Below are 22,176 nucleotides of genomic sequence, written 5' to 3' on the forward strand. Positions count from 1 at the left end.
CCTACGAGAAAATCAGACACTTTTCAGCAACACCTGCTCCAGCCACTGACGCAAATCCACCGGTGCGGATTTGAGGCTGTTCGACCCCCGCGTAATAGTGGCAATCCCCGCCCCGAGCTCGTTTTTAAGCTCACGCTGGCTCATCTCGCCGCGCAGCAGCTCTTCAATGATACGCACACGCGTGCCCAACGCTTCACGCTCATCCGGCGTTAACATCAAATTGAGCAGTGGCAGGTGTAAATCTTGTTCGTAGGCGTGTTTAAGTAGATCGACAAAACGTAACCACTCCTGGTGACGTTGTTCTGCCATCTCTGCTGAATAGGGTGATTGCTGAGTCATAAGATATCGCCATCGTTGCGGGGGAAGCGTGCTTGCTTCCCCCTTTTGTACTCTTTAACGAGTACGATAGCATAACACAATCGACACGATCAGTAACGACGTTGCCATTCTGCGTCGCTCATCAACTCCGGTTTATCGCCGAGGAAATAGCGATAGTACGCATCATAAGCCAGCACATTCTTCACGTAACCACGCGTCTCTGAGAATGGAATACTTTCGACAAACGCCACAGCATCAATGCGCCCAGCGCTATTGCCAAGCCAGGTGCGAACGCGTCCCGGACCGGCGTTATAGGCTGCCGACGCAAAGATGCGGTTATTGCCGAATTGCTGATATACGTACTGCAAATAGCTGGTACCAATGTTGATGTTGGTATCAGGATCCAGTAGCTGGCTTGGACTGCTGTAACCTGGAATCGAGAACATTTTCACCGTATGCGTCGCCGTGCCCGGCATAATCTGCATCAGCCCGCTGGCGCCGACCGGTGATTTCACTTTCGGGTTCCAGGCGCTTTCCTGACGCGCTATCGCCATCGCATAACTTGGTTGAATATCCTTGCCGCTGGTGTAACGGGTAAACAGGTCTTTATAGGCCAATGGGAAGCGCTCTTCCAGATGATCCCACAGCTTACCGGCGATCGTCGCCTGAACGCTCAGATCCCACCAGTGATTGTTGAACGCGTAACGTGCCAACTGAGCCTGCTCGGACTTGGTACGGCTGGTAACCAGATTCGCCCATTCACTGCGCGCGGTATTATCCATGTTCCAGTACATTAGCTCGCGTACACGTGCCATTTCTGGCCCCTGAGTCAGCGCAGAATCAACGTTCGCTGGCGCTTTATCCACTTTCAGCTCGTACTCTTCGCCCAGGCGCTGTGCCGCCACCATCGGATAGAAACCACGCTGCTGCATGAGCTGGTGCAGGATCTCTTTGGCTTCCGCATCACGTCCGCGCTCCAGCAGCAGATCAGCCTGCCAGTAGCGCCACTCGTCTTTTTCTTTTGCTTCCATTGGCAGACGCGCCAGCCACGTATTCAGGCCACGACGATCGCCGGTTCCCAGCGCCATGCGCACGCGACGCTCCACAAGCGAGGTGGAATTGGAGCGCATAATCGCATCATCACGCCATTTGGCCTGCTCGTCGGTGACGTCATTGCCCATCAGACGCCAGGCAACAATATCGCGTAGCTCCTGGGTTTGCTCGTCATTAAGCTGTTGCGCCTGTACCAGGGACGGGATCATCAGGCGGGCGTTTTCCACATCCTGACGCGCCACGCTGGCAAAGGCGACCGCCGCCATCTGTCGGGTGAAATCCGTGGCGCCGGTGGTACGTGCAAAAGTCATCACCGAATTCGGATCGTTGGCCAGCGAGATGATCGCAGAGGCAATGGTTTGGTATTGCGCGGGCATCTGTCCGGCCAGCGCCGTCACCAGACCGGTATTCCCGGCTTTCATCGCCAGACGAATACGCTCCAGATACGCTAGCGGATCCTGAGTACCTGAGGCGCGCCACACGCCGAATAATTTGTCACAGGCGTTCGGCTGACTTTTCCCGGTCAGCCACAGATCTTTCGCGCCCTGCCAGGCTTCTTCGGTTTGCCCGGTACTCCATTTCGCGAAGTAATAGTTGCATTGCGCTTCCGTGGTGCCCGGTTTTTCCGGGCTAAACGCCAGCAGTCCACGCCAGTCTTCGCGGCGCGCCAGTTCATTCACAAAACGCGATTGCAGAGTACGCGCCGGGGGCAGCGTCGGGTTGGCGCGCACAAAATTGGTGACGGTAATGGTGGGCTGATTCATCAGATCGTCAGTGATCTGACGATATTCCAGATACGGGTACAGAGGATAGTTCTTCAGGCCGGGCATCATCTGCTCTACGACATCCATCTGTCGGTTGTCCCAGGCTTGCTTGATTTGCGCATAACGATTGCGCTGCTCATCCAGGGAGTCGGCTCGCGCCACCTGACTGACCGTCAGCAGACATACGCTGGCTGCCAGCAGGCGCCAGGTAAATTGATTGGCTTTGTCCACAAGCTCTTCCTCTTCTCATGTTACGTCTGTGCAGCATCATGCCGCTTAATTAATTCATGCTAACCAGACATTGCAGAATGCGCCACGTCACGGACACTTTTTTACTTTTGTTGCGAGTGAGATCTGCTGGCTGGGATTGAGCAATGAAAAAGGCTACACTTCGCCTTTGAAAACTCTATTCATCACTATAAAAGAGGCGAAGTCCACGTGGCTCAATTCGTTTATACCATGCATCGTGTCGGCAAAGTCGTTCCGCCGAAACGTCATATTCTTAAAAACATCTCACTGAGCTTCTTCCCTGGCGCCAAAATCGGTGTACTCGGTCTGAACGGCGCGGGTAAATCTACCCTGCTGCGCATCATGGCCGGCATTGATACCGATATCGAAGGTGAAGCTCGCCCACAGCCAGGCATTAAAATCGGTTACCTGCCGCAGGAACCAAAACTGAACCCAGAACATACCGTTCGTGAATCCGTTGAAGAAGCGGTTGCCGAAGTGGTTAGTGCACTGAAAGGTCTGGATGAAGTTTACGCCAAGTACGCCGAGCCGGACGCCGACTTCGATAAACTGGCCGCACAACAGGGCAAGTTTGAAGAAATTATCCAGGCGCACGACGGCCATAACCTGAACGTGCAGCTTGAGCGTGCCGCTGACGCCCTGCGTCTGCCGGACTGGGACGCTAAAATTGAGAATCTCTCCGGTGGTGAACGCCGCCGCGTTGCGCTGTGCCGCCTGTTGCTGGAAAAACCAGACATGCTGCTGCTCGACGAACCGACCAACCACCTGGATGCGGAATCCGTCGCGTGGCTGGAACGCTTCCTGCACGACTTCGAAGGCACCGTAGTGGCGATTACCCACGACCGTTACTTCCTCGACAACGTTGCGGGCTGGATCCTGGAGCTGGACCGTGGTGAAGGTATTCCGTGGGAAGGTAACTACTCTTCCTGGCTGGAGCAGAAAGATCAGCGTCTGGCCCAGGAAGCTTCTCAGGAAGCGGCTCGCCGTAAATCCATTGAGAAAGAGCTGGAGTGGGTGCGTCAGGGCGCTAAAGGTCGTCAGTCTAAGGGTAAAGCCCGTCTGGCACGCTTTGAAGAGCTGAACAACACCGAATACCAGAAACGTAACGAAACCAACGAACTGTTTATTCCACCTGGAGCACGTCTGGGCGATAAAGTCGTTGAAGTCACCAATCTGCGTAAATCCTACGGCGATCGCGTTCTGATCGACGATCTGACTTTCTCCGTACCGAAAGGCGCAATTGTCGGCATCATCGGTCCGAACGGCGCGGGTAAATCTACCCTGTTCCGTATGATGTCCGGTCAGGAACAGCCTGACAGCGGCACCATCACGCTGGGTGAAACCGTCAAACTGGCCTCCGTTGACCAGTTCCGTGACGCCATGGACAACAGCAAAACCGTGTGGGAAGAAGTTTCCGGCGGGCTGGATATCATGCGAATCGGCAACACCGAGATGCCAAGCCGTGCCTACGTGGGCCGCTTCAACTTCAAAGGTGTGGATCAGGGCAAACGCGTCGGCGAGCTGTCCGGTGGTGAGCGTGGCCGTCTGCACCTGGCGAAGCTGCTGCAGGTTGGCGGCAACATGCTGCTGCTCGATGAACCAACCAACGACCTGGATATCGAGACCCTGCGCGCGCTGGAAAACGCCCTGCTGGAATTCCCGGGCTGCGCGATGGTTATCTCGCACGACCGTTGGTTCCTCGACCGTATCGCCACCCACATTCTGGATTACCAGGATGAAGGTAAGGTTGAGTTCTTCGAAGGTAACTTTACCGAATACGAAGAGTACAAGAAACGTACGCTGGGCGCCGATGCGCTGGAGCCGAAACGTATTAAGTACAAGCGTATTTCTAAGTAATTAGCGTTAAGTGCCGGATGGCGGCGTTACGCCTTATCGGCCTACGAGGTTAGTGCGACTTGTAGGTCAGATAAGCGCAGCGCCATCCTGTCTATGAGGTTAGTGCGACTTGTAGGCCGGATAAGCGCAGCGCATCCGGCATTAAAACCTACCTCTGCTCGCCCATCAACTCTTTCACCAGTTCCACGCAGCGCAGGAAGCGGCCGTCGTAGTCAGGCTCCTGAACGTGCACAAAATTGATATTGTTTTCCTGCAGCATCTCGACCAGCAGCGTCTGAAACGCTTTTCTGTCAACTGAGCTTCCAAGGCTGCGTAAGCCATCCGCCACCCACGGGGTGTTGTTTTCCAACAGGATCACCAGGTCGAAGCGATACTCATCAATAAGCGCTTGCACAAACGGGTGTTCACGCCCTTCATACTTTTTACAGAAGGCCTGAGTGGTCACGAAATCGGTGTCGATGAACGCCACTTTATTGGCGTACTTAACAGCAAAATCAATGTATTGCGCTTGTCCTAAGGCGATTTTATCGTAGTCAGAATACTGCAACGCCATCTCATCGCCGCCCAAATGGGAGAAGACATAATCACGCCCGTATTCCCACGCACTGGTGGTATTAAAAATATTGGCGAGCTTGTTCACCAGCGTCGATTTACCGCTCGACTCCCCGCCGAGGATCGCCACGGTGCGCACGAAAAACGGCTTCACTTCGGTCGGAATATACTCCCAGTAGCGAAACGGGTTTTCACGGATTTGCCCGCCGCTGATGCTCATGAACGTCCGCTTAGGATCCACCAGCACGGTTTCGATCCCCAAATGTTCGAGATACTGCGGGGCATCTGATTCTTCAGAGGTGTAGATCCAGTTTGGCTGGATCCCTTTCTCCTGCATAAACGTTTTGATCCCGTTGCTCCACACGTCCCAGCCGTGCGGATACGGCTCCATGCCTTCTTCGTTGAAGGCATGAATACGGATATTTTTCTGATACTTAAAGGTTTGCAGCAGCCAGCGTAAACGATCGGGCACCGTAGGCTGTTGCGACATGGCACTGTCTTCAAACAGGCTGCGATCGCGCGTGTCGTCATAACCCATGATGATATGCAGTTCATCGACCTGACTACAGGCGCGCTGGATAAGATAGATATGGCCGGTGTGCAGCGGATAAAACTTGCCGAATACCACACCGATATTTTTCTGCTGGCGCGGAAACTCCAGACCGAGAAAGCGGTGCAACGCCTCCAGCTTCTGCGCGCTGGGGCTTTTGATTTTGGCATTCAGCAGTTGGCTTAGGTATCCCTTGGTCATGCCACTGGCATCCGCCACCTGTTGCAGGGTACAGCCCTTTTGCTTTATGGCGGTTTTCAGATATTCAAATGACACAAGAGCCTCCTGCTGGAAAAATCGCGTAACACTGCCTGATGGCGCTTCGCTTATCAGGCCTACAAAATCAGTATGTACGGGTATTTGATTATAGGTCGTCAAACACGCTTAACGCATCCGCAAGCTTCTTAACGCCAAAGACCTGCATGCCTTCCGGTACTTTTTTCGGTACGTTAGCGGCAGGGACAATCGCCCGGCGAAAGCCGTGCTTCGCCGCTTCCGAAATACGCTCCTGCCCGCTGGGTACCGGACGGATTTCGCCCGCCAACCCCACTTCGCCAAAGACCACTAAATCCTGTGGCAGCGGTCTGTCACGCAGGCTGGAGACCATTGCCAGCAGCAACGCCAGGTCGGCGCTGGTTTCGGTGACTTTTACGCCGCCGACTACGTTAACAAACACGTCCTGATCCGCCATCTGCAAGCCACCGTGACGATGCAGCACCGCCAGCAGAATCGCCAGACGGTTCTGTTCCAGACCGACCGCCACGCGACGCGGGTTCGCCATCATTGAGTGATCGACCAGCGCCTGAATCTCTACCAGCAGCGGGCGCGTGCCTTCCCAGACCACCATCACCGAACTGCCGGAGGTGACCTCATCGCCACGGCTTAAGAAGATAGCGGAAGGGTTGCTGACTTCACGCAGGCCCTGTTCGGTCATGGCAAAGACGCCCAGCTCATTCACCGCACCAAAGCGGTTTTTATGGCTACGCAGAGTACGGAAACGGGAATCGGCGTCACCGTCGAGCAGTACCGAACAGTCAATACAGTGCTCCAGCACCTTCGGCCCGGCCAGCGAGCCATCTTTGGTGACGTGGCCGACCATGACAATCGCCACGCCGCGCGTTTTGGCAAAGCGCGTCAGGTAAGCCGCCGTTTCGCGCACCTGCGCCACGCTGCCCGGTGAAGACTGAATATCCGCCATGTGCATTACCTGAATGGAGTCGATCACCATCAGTTTCGGCTGTTCTTCTTCGGCAATCAGGCAAATTTGTTCAATACTGGTTTCCGACAGCATGTTCAGATTCGCCGTCGGCAAGCCAAGCCGGTGCGCACGCATCGCCACCTGCTGCAGTGACTCTTCACCGGTGACGTACAGAGTTTTCATCTGCTCAGCAAGCTTGCACAGCGTTTGCAGCAGCAGCGTTGATTTCCCCGCGCCGGGGTTACCGCCAATCAGAATAGCGCTGCCGGGTACCACACCACCGCCCAGCACGCGGTCAAACTCTTTAAATCCAGTGGAAAAACGCGGCAGTTCTTCAAGGCTGATGTCAGACAGCTTCTGCACTTTTGCCACGCCCGCATTCCCGGCATAGCCACTGAGCCGCTCGTTACGCGCCACCGTTGGCGATGCGGCAAGGCGCACCTCGGTAATGGTATTCCAGGCCTGACAGGCGCTGCATTGCCCCTGCCAGCGCGGGTAATCGGCCCCGCATTCATTACAAACAAAGGCGCGTTTTGGAGCTTTGGCCACGTTTTACCTCTTTCGTTAACGCTTTTGCCGGATGGAGCAGGCGCTTATCCGGCCTACGGACACCCTGCCATCAGGCAATTTAATCATTTCTGGTTCATGCTGCCGGAGAGAATGCAGAACACGCCCATCAGGTCAGCGTGGCGGATAGTAATCTCCGTCTTTTCATTCACTTTCGGTTTAGCATGATACGCAATACCCAGCCCGGCCGTTTTGATCATCGGCAGATCGTTAGCACCGTCGCCGATCGCCACCGTCTGCGCCATCGGGATCTCATATTCTTGTGCCAGGCGGGTCAGGGTATTGGCTTTGTACTGGGCATCGACGATATCGCCGATCACGTTGCCGGTAAATTTACCGTCCATGATCTCCAGCTCGTTTGCCACAGCCGCCGTCAGACGCAGTTTATTACGCAGGTAATCGGCAAAGAAGGTAAAGCCGCCAGAGGCAATAGCCACTTTCCAGCCGAGCGTTTCCAGTTTTAACACCAGTTGTGTCAGGCCTGGCATCAGCGGTAGCGTTTCGCGCACCTGGTGCAGAATATTGGCATCAGCACCCTTCAGCGTCGCCACGCGACTACGCAGGCTGGCGGTAAAGTCCAGTTCGCCGCGCATTGCGCGTTCCGTGACTTCCGCAACCATCTCACCGGTTCCAGCCAGTTTAGCAATTTCATCAATGCATTCGATCTGGATTGCCGTTGAGTCCATGTCCATCACCAGTAAACCTGGTGTGCGCAGATGCGGAATTTTGCCTAACGGGGCAACATCCAGTTTGGCATCATGCGCCAGTTTTGCCGCGCGCGGCGTTAACGAACCCGCCAGGCGAATCACCTGATAATCCTCGACGCACCAGGCAGCAACAATCACCATCGCTGCACCCAGTTTGCTCTGGTATTGCGTTAAACGTTGTTTATCCAGCCCACGACCGTACAGCAGCCAGCCACTGCGGCCCGCGTGGTAGTCCAGCGGCATGACTTCATCGCCACTTAAAGAGAGAGGCAGACCTGGCCACAGAGAAACATCTTCAGGTAGATCGCACCAGGTTATGTTAGGCATTAAAGCTCCTGTAAAATCGTTCGGGTCGGAATCATCAGGGGAAAATAACGCATGAGGCTACCCTGTAACCAGCGCTTCTGGCAACATTAAGTCTCAAATTTTCAGCAGGTGGAATATGGCTCGCGCAAAACTGAAATTCCGACTTCATCGTGCAGTGATTGTATTGTTCTGTCTTGCGCTGCTCGTCGCCCTGATGCAGGGCGCATCCTGGTTTAGTCAAAGTCACCAGCAGCAGCGTAATCCGCAGCTCGAAGAGCTGGCCCGTACGCTGGCCCGCCAGGTGGCGCTAAATGTTGCTCCGCTAATGCGTACCGAAACGCCGGATGAAAAACGCATCAAAGCGGTACTCACACAGTTGACGGAAAGTAGCCGTATTCTGGACGCTGGCGTATACGATGAACAGGGAGACCTGATTACGCGCACCGGCGAGAGCGTCAACGTTCGTGACCGACTGGCGCTCGACGGCAAAAAAGCCGGGGGTTATTTTAACCAGCAGATTGTCGAACCCATTCAGGGGAAAAATGGTCCGCTGGGCTATTTGCGTCTGACGCTGGATACCCACACCCTCGCCACCGAGGCGAAGCAGGTAGATAACACCACCAATATCTTACGCCTGATGCTGCTGCTGGCGCTGGCGATTGGCGTCGTGCTCACCCGTACCTTATTGCAAGGCAAGCGTACCCGCTGGCAGCAATCCCCTTTCCTGTTGACCGCCAACAAACCGGTGCAGGAAGAAGACAACGAGAAAAAAGAGTAAAAGCAGTAAAAACTGTAAAACAGAAGGGAAATCAACCATGACTACACTACGCCTGCTTATCTCAGACTCTTATGATCCGTGGTTTAACCTCGCGGTCGAAGAGTGCATTTTTCGCCAGATGCCCGCCACGCAGCGCGTCCTGTTCTTGTGGCGTAACGCCGATACGGTGGTGATTGGCCGGGCGCAAAACCCGTGGAAAGAGTGTAATACCCGCCGTATGGAGGAAGACAACGTGCGGCTCGCCCGCCGTAGCAGCGGCGGCGGCGCGGTGTTCCATGACTTAGGTAATACCTGCTTTACCTTTATGGCCGGTAAACCGGAGTACGACAAAACCATTTCCACCGCGATTGTCCTCAACGCATTGAATTCTCTGGGTGTGACGGCGGACGCCTCCGGGCGTAACGATCTGGTTGTGAAAACGCCAGACGGCGATCGCAAGGTTTCAGGCTCTGCTTATCGGGAAACGAAAGATCGCGGCTTCCACCACGGCACGCTGCTGCTAAATGCCGATCTCAGCCGCCTGGCAAATTATCTCAATCCCGACAAAAAGAAACTCGCGGCAAAGGGGATCACCTCTGTCCGCTCACGGGTGGCGAATTTGACGGAGCTGTTACCGGGCATCACCCATGAACAGGTCTGTCAGGCCATCACGGAAGCCTTTTTTGCTCATTATGGCGAACGCGTTGAAGCGGAAGTGATCTCACCAGATAAAACGCCGGACCTGCCAAATTTTGCCGAAACCTTTGCCCGCCAGAGCAGTTGGGAATGGAATTTTGGTCAGGCACCTGCTTTCTCGCATCTGCTGGACGAGCGTTTCACCTGGGGTGGCGTTGAGCTGCATTTCGACGTCGAAAAAGGTCATATCACGCGCACACAGGTGTTTACCGACAGTCTCAATCCCGCGCCGTTAGAAGCGCTGGCGGAGCAGCTACAGGGCTGCCAGTATCGCGCCGATGTTTTACAGCAGACTTGCGAAGCGCTGGTTACGGAATATCCGGATCAGGAAAACGAGCTGCGTGAACTGGCGGCGTGGGTGGCGAAGGCCGTGCGTTAAGCGATTAGTGGCGAATTGCCGGATGGCGGCTACGCCTTATCCGGCCTACAAGACCGCTCCTGTACGCCTGATAAGCGAAGCGCCATCAGGCATTAATAGCGGCATTCCCGTAGGCCCGGTAAGCGAAGCGCCACCGGGCCATAACAACCCTTACTCTTTATCGCCCAGCAGAACGGATTCCAGCGCGATTTTGATCATGTCGTTGAAGGTCGTCTGACGTTCAGCGGCAGTGGTCTGCTCGTGAGTACGGATATGGTCGGAAACGGTGCAGATGGTCAGCGCTTTTGCACCAAATTCCGCAGCAACACCGTAGATGCCCGCCGCTTCCATTTCCACGCCCAGCACGCCGTATTTTTCCATCACGTCGAACATTTCACCGTCCGGAGAGTAGAACAGGTCAGCAGAGAACAGGTTGCCCACGCGCGCGTCTACACCCAGTGCTTTTGCCGCATCAACCGCGTTACGCACCATGTCGAAGTCAGCAATAGCAGCGAAGTCATGATCTTTAAAACGGATACGGTTAACTTTGGAGTCGGTGCAAGCGCCCATACCGATAACCACGTCACGCAGTTTAACGTCCATACGCACAGCGCCGCAGGAGCCTACGCGAATGATTTTCTTCACGCCGAAATCGGTGATCAGCTCTTTGGTGTAGATGGAGCAGGACGGGATACCCATACCGTGACCCATAACGGAGATCTTACGGCCTTTGTAAGTACCGGTAAAACCTAACATGCCGCGAACGTTGTTCACTTCACGAACATCTTCGAGGAAAGTTTCAGCAATATGCTTTGCACGCAGCGGGTCGCCCGGCATCAATACGACGTCAGCGAAATCACCCATTTCTGCATTAATATGTGGAGTTGCCATTTTTTGTCCTTATTTCGTTGTTATTGCCTGATGGCGGCTACGCCTTATCAGGCCTACAAAACGTATGCAAAACAGTGAAATACCCTAAGGATTTCGCGTTGTAGGAAGGCGACGAATTCGTGAATCCCCGGGAGCATAGATTCACTATGTGACCGGGGTGAGCGAATGAAATCAACGCATCTACAGCGCGAAAGACAACGGGTATTACAGCATGTTTTTACCGTAGTCCATCGGTGACGTACCAAAGTAGCTCGCCAGCGTCTGACCGATATCCGCGAAGGTTTCACGGTGACCTAAAGAACCTGGTTTCACTTTCGGGCCGTAGACCAGTACCGGGATGTGTTCACGGGTGTGGTCAGTGCCGGTCCAGCTTGGGTCGCAGCCGTGGTCAGCGGTCAGGATCAGAATGTCATCTTCACCCACCAGCTCCATCAGCTCAGGCAGACGGCGGTCGAACAGTTCCAGGCCCGCAGCATAACCGGCGATATCGCGACGATGTCCCCAGGAAGAGTCGAAATCAACGAAGTTGGTGAAGACGATGGTCTTATCACCTGCTTCTTTCATCTCTTTGATGGTGGCGTCGAACAGCGCGTCCAGACCGGTGGCTTTCACTTTTTTGGTGATGCCGCAGTTAGCGTAGATATCCGCAATTTTACCGACGGAAACCACGTGACCGTCTTTTTCGTCGACCAATTTCTGCAGCACGGTCGGTGCTGGCGGCTCAACGGCCAGGTCGTGACGGTTACCGGTACGCTGGAAGTTACCGGCTTTATCACCGATGAACGGACGTGCGATAACACGACCGATGTTGTAACCACCTTCGGTCAGCTCTTCACGTGCGATTTCGCACAGCTCGTAGAGTTTATCCAGGCCAAACGTCTCTTCGTGGCAGGCAATCTGGAACACGGAGTCAGCGGAGGTATAGAAAATCGGCTTGCCGGTTTTCATATGCTCTTCACCCAGTTGATCCAGGATCACGGTACCGGAAGAGTGGCAGTTGCCGAGGTAGCCTGGCAGGTTGGCACGTTTTACCAGTTTATCCAGCAGTTCCTGCGGGAAGCTGTTTTCATGATCGGAGAAATAACCCCAATCAAACAGAACCGGGACACCCGCGATTTCCCAGTGGCCAGACGGCGTGTCTTTCCCGGAAGAAAGTTCATGCGCCCATGCGTAGGCACCAATCACTTCCGCGTTACCGTCCATACCAGCAGCAATTTTACCGGTAGAACCTTCGTGAGCTTTCACCAGGCCCAGACGGGTCAGGTTAGGCAGATTCAGTGGACCTTTGCGACCATTGTCAGCCTCACCTTTCGCACAGGCTTCTGCAATGTGTCCCATAGTGTCTGAACCTACGTCGCCAAAGCGATCCGCATCTTCAGTCGCACCAATACCAAAGGAGTCCAGCACCATAATAAATGCACGTTTCATCTTGTTCTCCATACATCTGCGCCGCAAAAAAGCGATCAGATCAGTATACAGTTATTCGGTAATACGACGATAGACTGTCGGTGTAATTTCTGGCGCTTTATCGTCAAGGCTAATTGCCGCTTTGACCGCTTTCGCCGCTTCCTGCCAGCTGGCTTCGTCTTTCGCGTGGATCACCGCCAGCGGGCGTTGTCCGTCTACGCTGTCGCCCAGACGCGCCATATCGCTAAAGCCAACGCTGTAATCAATGGTGTCCGAAGCCTGACGACGACCGCCACCCATGGAAACGACCGCCATCCCCAGCGCGCGGGTATCCATCGCGCTGACAAAGCCTTCGGTATCAGCATATACCGCTTTGCTGAGCATTGCCGTCGGCAGATACTTCGCATAATTTTCGACGAAATCGGTCGGGCCTTTTTGCGCCGCAACCATGCGACCAAAAATCTCTGCCGCTTTACCGTTGTCCAGCACCGCCTGCAATTTCGCACGGGCTTCGGCGTCATCTTTCGCCAGATTGCCGGAGATCAGCATTTCCACACACAGCGCCATGGTGACGTCTAACAGACGTGGATTGCGGTATTCACCGGTCAGGAACTGCACCGCTTCGCGAACTTCGACCGCGTTACCTGCGCTGGAGGCCAGCACCTGGTTCATATCGGTTAACAGCGCGGTGGTACGTACACCCGCACCGTTTGCCACACCGACTATCGCTTCAGCAAGAGCTTCAGAAAGCTCGTAGGTCGGCATAAAGGCGCCGCTGCCCACTTTCACATCCATCACTAGCGCATCCAGCCCTTCCGCCAGTTTTTTCGCCAGAATGGAACCGGTAATCAGAGGGATGGAATCCACCGTCGCGGTAATATCGCGGGTGGCATAAAAACGTTTATCCGCCGGTGCGAGCGAGCTGGTTTGCCCAATAATCGCCACACCCACGTCTTTAATAATTTCACGGAAGCGCGCGTCGTCCGGGAAGATGTCAAATCCAGGAATCGCTTCCAGTTTATCGAGTGTACCGCCGGTATGCCCCAGGCCACGCCCGGAGATCATCGGAATATAGCCGCCGCACGCTGCGACCATCGGGCCTAACATCAGTGACGTTACGTCACCCACGCCGCCGGTAGAGTGTTTATCCACAATCGGGCCGTTCAGCTGCAGGCTTTTCCAGTCCAGTACGGTTCCTGAATCACGCATTGCCATGGTCAGCGAAACTCGCTCAGGCATTGTCATATCGTGGAAGAAAATGGTCATCGCCAGGGCGGCGATTTGCCCTTCAGAGATGGTGTTGTCGCGAATACCATTGATAAAGAAACGAATTTCTTCATCGCTCAGCGCATGACCATCACGTTTTTTACGAATAATTTCTTGTGCGAGAAACACGGTAACCCCCAGGGGAAAAGAGTAGAAGGCCGTTGTAGGCCGGGTAAGCAACGCGCCACCCGGCAGTCGTCTTAATGCCGGATGGCGGCTACGCCTTATCCGGCCTACGTCGCTACAGCTCCGGCAATATAAGGCTTAGTAGCTGCTTGCGCTCTTGCCGTCGCCGTGACCCAGCGCTTTCAGCAGGCTCGCCAGCAGGCTGGATGCGCCAAAACGGTAGTGACGAGAATCAGCCCAGTCAGCGCCAAACAGTTCATCGGCAATCGCCAGGAACTGCTGTGCATCTTCTGCAGTGCGCACGCCACCAGCCGGTTTGAAACCTACAGTTTTAGAAACACCCATGTCGCGGATCACTTCCATCATGATGCGTGCGCTTTCCGGCGTCGCATTGACCGGCACTTTACCGGTAGAGGTTTTGATGAAATCAGCACCGGCTTTAATGGAGATTTCAGACGCTTTGCGAATCAGTGCTTCTTCTTTCAGCTCACCGGTTTCGATGATGACTTTCAGCAGCACGTTTGCCGCCGCACACGCGTCTTTGCAGGCTTTAACCAGATCGAAACCAATCTGCTCGTTACCGGCGATCAGCGCACGGTACGGGAACACCACGTCAACTTCATCTGCGCCGTAAGCAATCGCCGCGCGGGTTTCAGCCAGCGCAATCTCGATGTCGTCGTTGCCATGCGGGAAGTTGGTTACGGTTGCAATGCGGATGTCCGGCGTGCCCTGCTCTTTCAGGGTCTTACGCGCAATAGGGATGAAACGCGGATAGATACAGATTGCGGCAGTGTTGCCAACCGGGGTCTTCGCCTGATGACACAGCGCGATCACTTTTTCATTGGTGTCGTCGTCATTCAGGGTGGTCAGGTCCATCAGTTTCAGTGCACGCAGGCTGCTTGCTGTTAAATCGGTCATAACATTCTCCAACGGCATCGCCGTATAAAATTTCACCTTGCGAGTTTGTTAGTATTCTAACATCCGCTCGCTATTACACTTCGATATACATCACAGTTAATGAAAACCACATACAGATTTGCATTACTCTAATGAGATCTACTTCAAATAAATCACCTTTTCTAAAGGGATGCGGTGGCATCAGGCGCATCCGGATCAAAGGTTGCGGCGGCGTTGCTTTCTACAATGGCGTTACACCTTCGGGATAAAAAGGAATCAACGATGCCCACTTCAAGCGAACTCGCGCTGCAACAGCGTTGCCAACAAATCGTGACCAGCCCAGTGCTCAGCCCTGAGCAGAAACGCCACTTTCTGGCGCTGGAAGCTGAAAACGCGCAGCCTTACCCGCAACTGTCTGCACAGGCACGTCAGGCGCTGGATGATGGGGTAATCTGCGATATGTACGAAGGTCATGCCCCGTTCAAACCGCGCTATGTTTTACCCGATTACGCGCGTTTTCTGGCCAATGGCTCATCGTGGCTGGAGCTGGAAGGCGCCAGGGATCTTGATGACGCGTTATCCTTACTCACTATTCTTTACCACCATGTTCCGTCAGTGACGTCGATGCCGGTTTATCTCGGTCAGCTCGATGCCCTGCTGCAACCGTATGTTAGAATTCTAACACAAGACGAGATCGATATTCGAATAAAACGTTTCTGGCGTTATCTCGACAGAACCCTGCCAGACGCGTTTATGCATGCCAATATCGGCCCCGCCGATACACCAGTCACCCGTGCAATTTTACGCGCAGATGCAGAGTTAAAGCAGGTTTCGCCTAATCTGACATTCATTTATGACCCGCAAATCACACCTGACGATCTGCTGCTCAACGTGGCGCAAAATATCTGCGAGTGCAGTAAGCCGCATATTTCCAACGGCCCTGAAAATGATAAAATTTTCACAAAAGGTCAGTATGGCGTCGTCAGTTGTTACAACTCTTTGCCGCTCGCCGGGGGTGGAAGCACACTGGTCAGGCTTAATCTGAAAGCCATCGCAGAGCGCAGCACCTCTGTCGATGACTTCTTTACGCGCACCCTACCGCACTACTGCCAGCAGCAAATCGCCATCATTGATTCACGATGTGAATTTCTCTATGAGAAATCACATTTCTTTGAGAATAGCTTCCTCGTGCAGGAAGGGTTGATTGATCCCGAACGTTTTGTGCCTATGTTCGGGATGTATGGTCTGGCGGAGGCGGTGAACCTGCTGTGCGATAAGGCGGGACAGAATGCGCGCTATGGGAAAGATGAGTTCGCCAATCAACTCGGCTATCGTATTAGCGCCTACCTGGCGGAGTTTGTCGAAAATACCCCGGTGAAATATGGCTGGAAGCAGCGCGCGATGCTGCATGCACAGTCGGGGATCAGTTCTGACATCGGCACCACGCCAGGTGCACGCCTGCCTTACGGCGATGAGCCGGACCCGATCACCCATCTGCAAACCGTCGCGCCACATCACGCGTTTTATCACGCCGGGATCAGCGACATTCTCACGCTGGATGAAACCATCAAGCGTAATCCTCAGGCGCTGGTGCAGTTGTGCCTCGGGGCGTTTAAAGCCGGAATGCGCGAGTTTACCGCCAACGTGAGCGGCAACGATCTGGTCCGTGTCACCGGGTATATGGTGCGCCTGTCGGATCTGGAAAAGTATCGCGCCGAAGGGTCACGAACCAACACCACCTGGCTTGGCGAAGAAGCCGCGCGCAATACGCGCATTCTGGAACGACAACCTCGCGTGATTAGCCATGAACAGCAGATGCGCTTTAGTCAGTAGGCTGATTCCTTTCTCCTGCGTCGACGGGCCGGGCAGTCGCCTGGCTCTGTTTCTGCAAGGATGTAATCTGCGCTGTAAAAATTGCCACAATCCGTGGACGATGGGACGCTGCAACGACTGCGGGGAGTGTGTGCTGCATTGCCCGCATGAGGCGCTGAGCCTGAGCGCAGGGAAAGTGTGGTGGCAGTCCGATGTGTGTCAGCAGTGTGACACCTGCCTGCATATGTGCCCCCAGCAGGCCACGCCGATGGCGCAGAGTATGAGCGTTGATGAAGTGCTGCAACATATTCGTAAAGCGTCACTGTTTATCGAAGGAATAACCGTTAGTGGCGGTGAAGCGACTACCCAGCTCCCCTTTATTGTGGCGCTATTTACCGCGATAAAAACCGATCCGCAGTTGCAACACCTGACCTGCATGGTCGACAGCAACGGCATGCTGAGCGAAACCGGCTGGCAGAAGCTGCTGCCAGTGTGCGACGGCGTAATGCTGGATTTAAAAGCCTGGGACAGCACGTGTCATCGGCAGCTTACCGGCCGCGATAACACGCTGATTAAACAAAGCATTACCTTTTTGTCCGGGCAGAGCAAACTGGCGGAACTCCGCCTGCTGGTTATTCCTGGTCAGGAAGATTATCTACAGCATATCGATGCGCTGGCGGCGTTTATCAAACGCACCGGCGACGTACCGGTACGGTTGAATGCCTTTCATGCGCACGGGGTGTATGGCGAAGCGAAGGACTGGCCGAGCGCCACGCCGAAGGATGTGGAACACCTGGCGCAAAGATTGCGCGAGCGCGGGGTGGATAATTTGATCTTCCCGGCGCTGTACCTGTGATTGCCGGATGCAGCTACATCATTTGCAGGCCGGAAAAAACACAGCCGCCATCCGGCAAAGATATGCCTGATGCGCTTCGCTTATCAGGCCTACGGAGCGCATACTTTTGTAGGCCGGATAAGGCGCAGCCGCCATCCGACGAAGTTATGCCTGATGCGCTTCGCTTATCAGGCCTACGAAGCGGACACTTTTGTCGGCTGGCTACGCCACCCAATCACACGTTAAACAGCGCCGTGGTATTACGATACAGCGCGTCAGCGATCACGTCCGCAGGTTCCGGGCGCAGTTCGCATAAGACGTCGAAGACTCTGACTACCTGCTCCGGGCGGTTAGGCTGCCCCTGAAAGCCGTTGAGCGGCATATCCGGCGCGTCGGTTTCCAGCAACAGCGATTCCAGCGGCAGTTGCGCTATTACCTCGCGGGTTTTACTGGCGCGCGGATAGGTAATGGTGCCTCCCACGCCAATTTTGTATCCCAGTTGCACAAAGCGCTCTGCCTGCTGCACGCTCCCGGAAAAACCATGCACCACGCCAGTTCGCGGCAAAGCATGACGTTTCAGGTGCATCGCCAGCTTGTCATGGGTGCGCCGCGAATGCAGGATCACCGGCAATTCATACCGCTTCGCCAGCTTTAGCTGCGCTTCCAGCACCCGCTCTTGCTTATCGAATTGCGGATCGTCCCGATACAGATCCAATCCAATCTCGCCTACCGCCACCAGCTTTTGTGGGCGCTTATCCAGCTCCTGTTGCAACTGGTCCAGGCAGTCATCGCTATGTTGTTCAATAACAATGGGATGCAGACCAAGCGCGGCAAACAATGGAGGATAATTTTCCGCTAACGCCAGTACGCGGGGAAAATTCGCCGCCTGGGTGGCCGGAACGATAATGCTCTGTACACCAACCTCCGCCGCGCGCTGAATGCTGGCAGATTCATCTCCGGTAAACGGCGGGAAATCAAAGTGACAATGCGTATCGATAAAACGATAACTCACGCCAAATCCTCATTATCAAACGTTGTGTCGTTCGCCTGAGGCGCATTGGTCACCACTGGCACATGGGCATCGTTGGCCACCGGCGCGGGAGGAACTACCACCGGTCCCGGCACCACAATCTTCGGCGTCTGACGAGGTAGCGGCGCATTTTTCGCCAACAGTTTGCCGACTGTCGCCAGAAAGTAACGACCGCACAGGCGTCCGGTTTTGTAATCTTCCCTCAGTGCCGGAATACGGCTGCCCAACGCCATGCTATGGAGTGGTTTTGGCGGATAGATCTCAAAAATACGCAGCTTGCCCGGCGGCTTCTCAATAAAGCTCTGGATAGCACGATAGCTGGTCTCATGATGCTGCACCAGATTCAGAAACGGTTGCAGGCTACTTTCACCCAACCAGCGCTCCATACGTTTGAACCACTGAGGGGTGTAGTACATTTGCGAAGGCACAGTGCGAATCACTACCAACGTTTTTGCCCCCTGCTTCGCTGCCTCCTGCACAGGTATGGCATCACTAACGCCTCCATCCAGATAGTTCACGCCGTCCAATACAACCCCTGTGCGGTAGAACCCGGGAATCGCGCTGGAGGCTCGAATGAGGTCGAGCCAGTTTTGCCGGTTCGGCGAAAAATAGCCGGGCGTGTAATCATCGCCCCGACAGGCGCACATATAAAACGCTTTCCCTGCGGCAAACAAACGCTCGGCGTTATCCATCGCCAGCGGCATCTGGGATGCGGTCGAATCCACGAGCCAGTCGAGATCGATTAAGTTTCCCCCGCGCACAAAGCGTACCGGGTCAAAAAACTCACGGCGGGTGGTGTAACGCATAATGACTTTACGGCCATAACCAGGCTGGTTACACAGATAGGCTGAAAGGTTTTGCGCGCCGGCGGACGTCCCATAGTAGAGATCAAAGGGATTGAACTGCGCACGCATGAATTCATCCAGTACGCCAGCGGTGAAAATGCCTCTTTGTCCCCCGCCCTCGCACACCAGCGCCACACTGCCTGGTTGAAATGGACGTAACGATAACGGCGCAATATTACCGAGCGTGACGGGTATTCTCTGCCCCACCTCTGCCTTCCTGTTGTTTTTGTAATAGAGCAACAAAGTAACGCAAATCGCCTGACGCTAAAACCGTAAAAGCCAGTCCAATGGACTGGCTTAGTAGCAAGATATCTTTACGGGTTACTTACTAGGGTCGTTTACGCCCTGTAAACAGGCTGACCAGAAACAGGATGATCCCCACCACGAAAACAATTTTCGCTGCGCCGGCTGCAGTACCCGCCAGTCCACCAAAACCGAGTGCGGCGGCAATTAACGCGATAACCAGAAATATGATGCCCCATCGAAACATATGCTTCTCCTTTACCATAGTTAATTTCACCGCTTGATATGAGCGCTCAGGCTGCCCATCGGCGATATTTTCAGTGTGGTGCACAACACGCCTCCCGACAAACGTCAGGAGGACGAATTAAGTCTAATTACTGAGTTTTGAGATCGTTTTTGACGCTTTTCACGCCATCAATCGCTTTGGCGATGCTCTCAGCACGATCGCTTTGAGCCTGTGAATCGACGGTGCCTGAAAGTTGCACAACGCCATCGGTGGTCTCAACTTTCACCTTGCGGGAAGGGACGATATCATCGGCCAGCAGCTTGGCTTTTACCTCACTGGTGATTGCCGTATCGCCCGCATAACCTTTTACAGAGGTGTCTTTGCTATCGCGCACGTGCAGTTTGTCGCTAACGGAGGTCACACCCTCAACGCCTTTCGCCACTTTCACCGCTTCTTCGGCCTGTGCCTGGCTTTCAACAAACCCGCTTAGTGTCACCACCTTTTGATCTGTTTTGACGGAAATATCGGTGCTCTTAATGCTTTCGTGGTCCACCAGCGCGGCTTTTACTTTCGCGGTGATGGTGCTGTCATCCATGAAATTACCGACTTTGTTCATAGAGCTATCGACTTTCTGCCCCGCACTTTCGACGCCGGATTGCGCTTTATCCATCGTGGCGTTTTCTGCATAAGCAGAACCCGTTGCAACAGCGGAGGTCAGCATCACGGCCAGCAGCGTTTTAGAAATCTTAAGTCCTGTCATTGTCATCGATGTATTCCTGTATGTTTTGCTAAAAGCTATGCTCTGCCGTTACACGGCCTGAACCAGCAACTAATCTTGTAAGTGGAATAAATATCAGCAATAGACGCTGCAACAGGCAGCCTAAAAAGCATTTAACGCCGATATTTATGTCATCACATTGTTAAATATAGTTCACGATTTCGTGATCGCAGTCAGAGTTGATTAAAAAACAGGCAAACAAAAGAAAAACGCGAGGTTTTAAGAACATTCCGCAAGGGATTTAAAAGACAGGAAAAGTTGCAGGACACGGCGGATACCGTGCCCTGGAAGGTCGATTAGTGTTCGCGTGTTTTACGGAACTGAACGTCCGGGTAACGTTCCTGGGTGAGATTCAGGTTAACCATGGTTGGTGCGATATAGGTGAGGTTATCGCCGCCATCCAGCGCCAGCTGAATTTCGTTCTTACGCTTAAATTCTTCGAATTTCTTCACGTCAGAACATTCTACCCAGCGCGCAGTCGCCACGTTGACAGATTCATAAATCGCTTCAACGTTGTACTCGCTCTTCAGACGTGAAACCACCACGTCAAACTGCAGCACACCCACCGCGCCCACGATCAAATCGTTATTGGCGATCGGACGGAATACCTGCACTGCGCCCTCTTCTGACAGTTGAACCAGTCCTTTCAGCAGCTGTTTCTGCTTCAATGGATCCTTCAGGCGAATACGACGGAACAGCTCCGGTGCGAAGTTCGGAATACCGGTGAACTTCATCATTTCGCCCTGGGTAAAGGTATCACCGATCTGGATAGTGCCGTGGTTATGCAGACCGAGAATATCGCCCGGATACGCTTCTTCCACATGAGAACGGTCACCGGCCATAAAGGTGAGTGCGTCGGAGATCACCACGTCTTTACCAATGCGCACCTGGCGCATTTTCATGCCTTTCTCATACTTGCCGGATACCACACGCATGAACGCCACGCGGTCACGGTGTTTCGGGTCCATGTTGGCCTGAATTTTAAACACGAAACCGGTGAACTTCTCTTCTGAGGCTTCGACGACGCGGGTGTCGGTTTTACGCGGCATCGGCGCAGGCGCCCACTCCACTAAGCCGTCCAGCATATGGTCAACGCCGAAGTTACCCAGCGCGGTACCGAAGAAGACCGGGGTGATTTCGCCCGCGAGGAACAGCTCATGGTCGAACTCATTGGACGCGCCCTGCACCAGCTCCAGCTCGTCACGCAGCTGCTGCGCCAGGTCTTCACCCACGGCAGCATCAAGTTCCGGGTTGTTCAGACCTTTAACAACACGCACTTCCTGAATGGTGTGTCCTTTACCGGTCTGATACAGGTAAGTTTCATCTTTATAAAGGTGATAGACACCTTTGAACAACTTACCGCAGCCAATCGGCCAGGTGATTGGCGCACAGCCGATTTTCAGTTCGTTCTCGACTTCATCCAGCAGCTCCATCGGATCGCGGATGTCACGGTCGAGTTTGTTCATAAAGGTCAGGATCGGCGTATCGCGCAGACGGGTAACTTCCATCAGCTTACGGGTACGATCCTCGACGCCTTTTGCGGCATCGATAACCATCAGGCAGCAGTCCACCGCCGTCAGAGTACGATAGGTATCTTCGGAGAAGTCTTCGTGCCCCGGGGTGTCCAGCAGGTTCACCAGGCAGTCATGATACGGAAACTGCATCACAGAGGTGGTAATGGAGATACCACGCTGCTTTTCCATTTCCATCCAGTCAGATTTTGCATGCTGGCTGGAGCCACGGCCTTTTACCGTACCGGCGGTCTGAATGGCCTGTCCGAATAACAGTACCTTTTCAGTAATTGTCGTTTTACCGGCATCCGGGTGAGAAATAATGGCAAAAGTGCGGCGTTTGGCCACCTCTTGCAAATAAGGAGACAACGTCATAG

19 protein-coding genes are annotated in these 22,176 nt (G+C 54.1%); 5 read left to right on the top strand and 14 right to left on the bottom strand.

Annotated features, from left to right (window positions below; all coding sequences use genetic code 11):
* Nucleotides 1-12: 12 nt before the first annotated feature.
* Complete coding sequence (trpR, locus tag OGY13_RS09900) at nucleotides 13-339, bottom strand: trp operon repressor (RefSeq protein ID WP_032934222.1); 327 nt, start codon at nucleotides 337-339, stop codon at nucleotides 13-15.
* Nucleotides 340-428: 89 nt separating this feature from the next.
* Entirely contained in the window at nucleotides 429-2,366 is a 1,938-nt protein-coding gene (sltY, locus tag OGY13_RS09905; protein ID WP_167820413.1) for a murein transglycosylase, read from the bottom strand.
* 207 nt (nucleotides 2,367-2,573) lie between these two features.
* Between sltY and ettA the strand changes: the two genes are divergently transcribed.
* On the top strand, nucleotides 2,574-4,241 hold the full coding sequence (gene ettA / locus OGY13_RS09910; protein WP_032942320.1) for an energy-dependent translational throttle protein EttA: 1,668 nt from the start codon (nucleotides 2,574-2,576) through the stop codon (nucleotides 4,239-4,241).
* 148 nt (nucleotides 4,242-4,389) lie between these two features.
* On the opposite strand, the gene nadR is transcribed toward ettA, so the two are convergent.
* From nadR to serB, 3 genes are all read right to left on the bottom strand, one after another.
* On the bottom strand, nucleotides 4,390-5,619 hold the full coding sequence (gene nadR, locus OGY13_RS09915) for a multifunctional transcriptional regulator/nicotinamide-nucleotide adenylyltransferase/ribosylnicotinamide kinase NadR (RefSeq protein ID WP_003829942.1): 1,230 nt from the start codon (nucleotides 5,617-5,619) through the stop codon (nucleotides 4,390-4,392).
* A gap of 88 nt (nucleotides 5,620-5,707) precedes the next feature.
* Entirely contained in the window at nucleotides 5,708-7,090 is a 1,383-nt protein-coding gene (gene radA, locus OGY13_RS09920) for a DNA repair protein RadA (RefSeq protein ID WP_003829944.1), read from the bottom strand.
* Nucleotides 7,091-7,173: 83 nt separating this feature from the next.
* Nucleotides 7,174-8,142, bottom strand: coding sequence for a phosphoserine phosphatase (gene serB, locus OGY13_RS09925; protein WP_003829946.1), 969 nt, complete (start codon nucleotides 8,140-8,142; stop codon nucleotides 7,174-7,176).
* Nucleotides 8,143-8,257: 115 nt separating this feature from the next.
* Between serB and OGY13_RS09930 the strand changes: the two genes are divergently transcribed.
* Together OGY13_RS09930 and lplA are read left to right on the top strand one after the other, a co-directional pair.
* The gene (locus OGY13_RS09930) at nucleotides 8,258-8,899 is read left to right on the top strand and encodes a YtjB family periplasmic protein (RefSeq protein WP_003829948.1); all 642 of its coding nucleotides are present in this window, start codon (nucleotides 8,258-8,260) and stop codon (nucleotides 8,897-8,899) included.
* A 37-nt stretch (nucleotides 8,900-8,936) separates the two neighbouring features.
* Entirely contained in the window at nucleotides 8,937-9,953 is a 1,017-nt protein-coding gene (lplA, locus tag OGY13_RS09935; protein ID WP_213752490.1) for a lipoate--protein ligase, read from the top strand.
* Between the two features lie 150 nt (nucleotides 9,954-10,103).
* On the opposite strand, the gene deoD is transcribed toward lplA, so the two are convergent.
* The 4 genes from deoD to deoC form a co-directional block, all read right to left on the bottom strand.
* On the bottom strand, nucleotides 10,104-10,823 hold the full coding sequence (deoD, locus tag OGY13_RS09940; RefSeq protein ID WP_000224864.1) for a purine-nucleoside phosphorylase: 720 nt from the start codon (nucleotides 10,821-10,823) through the stop codon (nucleotides 10,104-10,106).
* 204 nt (nucleotides 10,824-11,027) lie between these two features.
* On the bottom strand, nucleotides 11,028-12,251 hold the full coding sequence (gene deoB / locus OGY13_RS09945) for a phosphopentomutase (protein WP_003019037.1): 1,224 nt from the start codon (nucleotides 12,249-12,251) through the stop codon (nucleotides 11,028-11,030).
* Between the two features lie 51 nt (nucleotides 12,252-12,302).
* The gene (deoA, locus tag OGY13_RS09950; protein WP_016151609.1) at nucleotides 12,303-13,625 is read right to left on the bottom strand and encodes a thymidine phosphorylase; all 1,323 of its coding nucleotides are present in this window, start codon (nucleotides 13,623-13,625) and stop codon (nucleotides 12,303-12,305) included.
* Nucleotides 13,626-13,760: 135 nt separating this feature from the next.
* Nucleotides 13,761-14,540 carry a deoxyribose-phosphate aldolase gene (deoC, locus tag OGY13_RS09955; RefSeq protein WP_003019042.1) on the bottom strand — a complete coding sequence of 260 codons (780 nt, stop codon included), beginning with the start codon at nucleotides 14,538-14,540 and terminating at the stop codon, nucleotides 13,761-13,763.
* Nucleotides 14,541-14,801: 261 nt separating this feature from the next.
* Here deoC and OGY13_RS09960 point away from each other — a divergent pair, with 261 nt between their 5' ends.
* On the top strand, nucleotides 14,802-16,352 hold the full coding sequence (locus tag OGY13_RS09960) for a YjjI family glycine radical enzyme (protein ID WP_213752489.1): 1,551 nt from the start codon (nucleotides 14,802-14,804) through the stop codon (nucleotides 16,350-16,352).
* Nucleotides 16,324-17,187 carry a YjjW family glycine radical enzyme activase gene (locus OGY13_RS09965; RefSeq protein WP_100271541.1) on the top strand — a complete coding sequence of 288 codons (864 nt, stop codon included), beginning with the start codon at nucleotides 16,324-16,326 and terminating at the stop codon, nucleotides 17,185-17,187. Before OGY13_RS09960 ends, OGY13_RS09965 begins: the two co-directional genes overlap by 29 nt.
* A 214-nt stretch (nucleotides 17,188-17,401) precedes the next feature.
* Here OGY13_RS09965 and OGY13_RS09970 read toward each other — a convergent pair whose 3' ends face one another.
* The 5 genes from OGY13_RS09970 to prfC form a co-directional block, all read right to left on the bottom strand.
* Nucleotides 17,402-18,178, bottom strand: coding sequence for a metal-dependent hydrolase (locus OGY13_RS09970; protein WP_213752488.1), 777 nt, complete (start codon nucleotides 18,176-18,178; stop codon nucleotides 17,402-17,404).
* Complete coding sequence (locus OGY13_RS09975; RefSeq protein WP_048214993.1) at nucleotides 18,175-19,248, bottom strand: patatin-like phospholipase family protein; 1,074 nt, start codon at nucleotides 19,246-19,248, stop codon at nucleotides 18,175-18,177. The genes OGY13_RS09970 and OGY13_RS09975 overlap by 4 nt, the downstream gene beginning before the upstream one ends.
* Nucleotides 19,249-19,369: 121 nt before the next feature.
* On the bottom strand, nucleotides 19,370-19,531 hold the full coding sequence (locus OGY13_RS09980; protein WP_003019081.1) for a DUF1328 domain-containing protein: 162 nt from the start codon (nucleotides 19,529-19,531) through the stop codon (nucleotides 19,370-19,372).
* Between the two features lie 127 nt (nucleotides 19,532-19,658).
* Entirely contained in the window at nucleotides 19,659-20,276 is a 618-nt protein-coding gene (gene osmY, locus OGY13_RS09985) for a molecular chaperone OsmY (RefSeq protein ID WP_071446017.1), read from the bottom strand.
* Between the two features lie 308 nt (nucleotides 20,277-20,584).
* The gene (prfC, locus tag OGY13_RS09990; RefSeq protein ID WP_003829982.1) at nucleotides 20,585-22,174 is read right to left on the bottom strand and encodes a peptide chain release factor 3; all 1,590 of its coding nucleotides are present in this window, start codon (nucleotides 22,172-22,174) and stop codon (nucleotides 20,585-20,587) included.
* Between the last annotated feature and the right edge of the window lie 2 nt (nucleotides 22,175-22,176).

Origin of the sequence: Citrobacter sp. Cpo045 (assembly GCF_030332875.1) — a bacterium.
GTDB lineage: Bacteria > Pseudomonadota > Gammaproteobacteria > Enterobacterales > Enterobacteriaceae > Citrobacter > Citrobacter portucalensis.

What these genes read in the sequence shown, in the direction of transcription:
- trpR (WP_032934222.1), bottom strand. Translation starts at nt 339, where the DNA reads ATGACTCAGCAATCACCCTATTCAGCAGAGATGGCAGAACAACGTCAC.
- serB (WP_003829946.1), bottom strand. Translation starts at nt 8,142, where the DNA reads ATGCCTAACATAACCTGGTGCGATCTACCTGAAGATGTTTCTCTGTGG.
- OGY13_RS09930 (WP_003829948.1), top strand. Translation starts at nt 8,258, where the DNA reads ATGGCTCGCGCAAAACTGAAATTCCGACTTCATCGTGCAGTGATTGTA.
- lplA (WP_213752490.1), top strand. Translation starts at nt 8,937, where the DNA reads ATGACTACACTACGCCTGCTTATCTCAGACTCTTATGATCCGTGGTTT.
- deoD (WP_000224864.1), bottom strand. Translation starts at nt 10,823, where the DNA reads ATGGCAACTCCACATATTAATGCAGAAATGGGTGATTTCGCTGACGTC.
- deoB (WP_003019037.1), bottom strand. Translation starts at nt 12,251, where the DNA reads ATGAAACGTGCATTTATTATGGTGCTGGACTCCTTTGGTATTGGTGCG.
- deoC (WP_003019042.1), bottom strand. Translation starts at nt 14,540, where the DNA reads ATGACCGATTTAACAGCAAGCAGCCTGCGTGCACTGAAACTGATGGAC.
- OGY13_RS09960 (WP_213752489.1), top strand. Translation starts at nt 14,802, where the DNA reads ATGCCCACTTCAAGCGAACTCGCGCTGCAACAGCGTTGCCAACAAATC.
- OGY13_RS09965 (WP_100271541.1), top strand. Translation starts at nt 16,324, where the DNA reads ATGAACAGCAGATGCGCTTTAGTCAGTAGGCTGATTCCTTTCTCCTGC.
- OGY13_RS09980 (WP_003019081.1), bottom strand. Translation starts at nt 19,531, where the DNA reads ATGTTTCGATGGGGCATCATATTTCTGGTTATCGCGTTAATTGCCGCC.
- osmY (WP_071446017.1), bottom strand. Translation starts at nt 20,276, where the DNA reads ATGACAATGACAGGACTTAAGATTTCTAAAACGCTGCTGGCCGTGATG.
- prfC (WP_003829982.1), bottom strand. Translation starts at nt 22,174, where the DNA reads ATGACGTTGTCTCCTTATTTGCAAGAGGTGGCCAAACGCCGCACTTTT.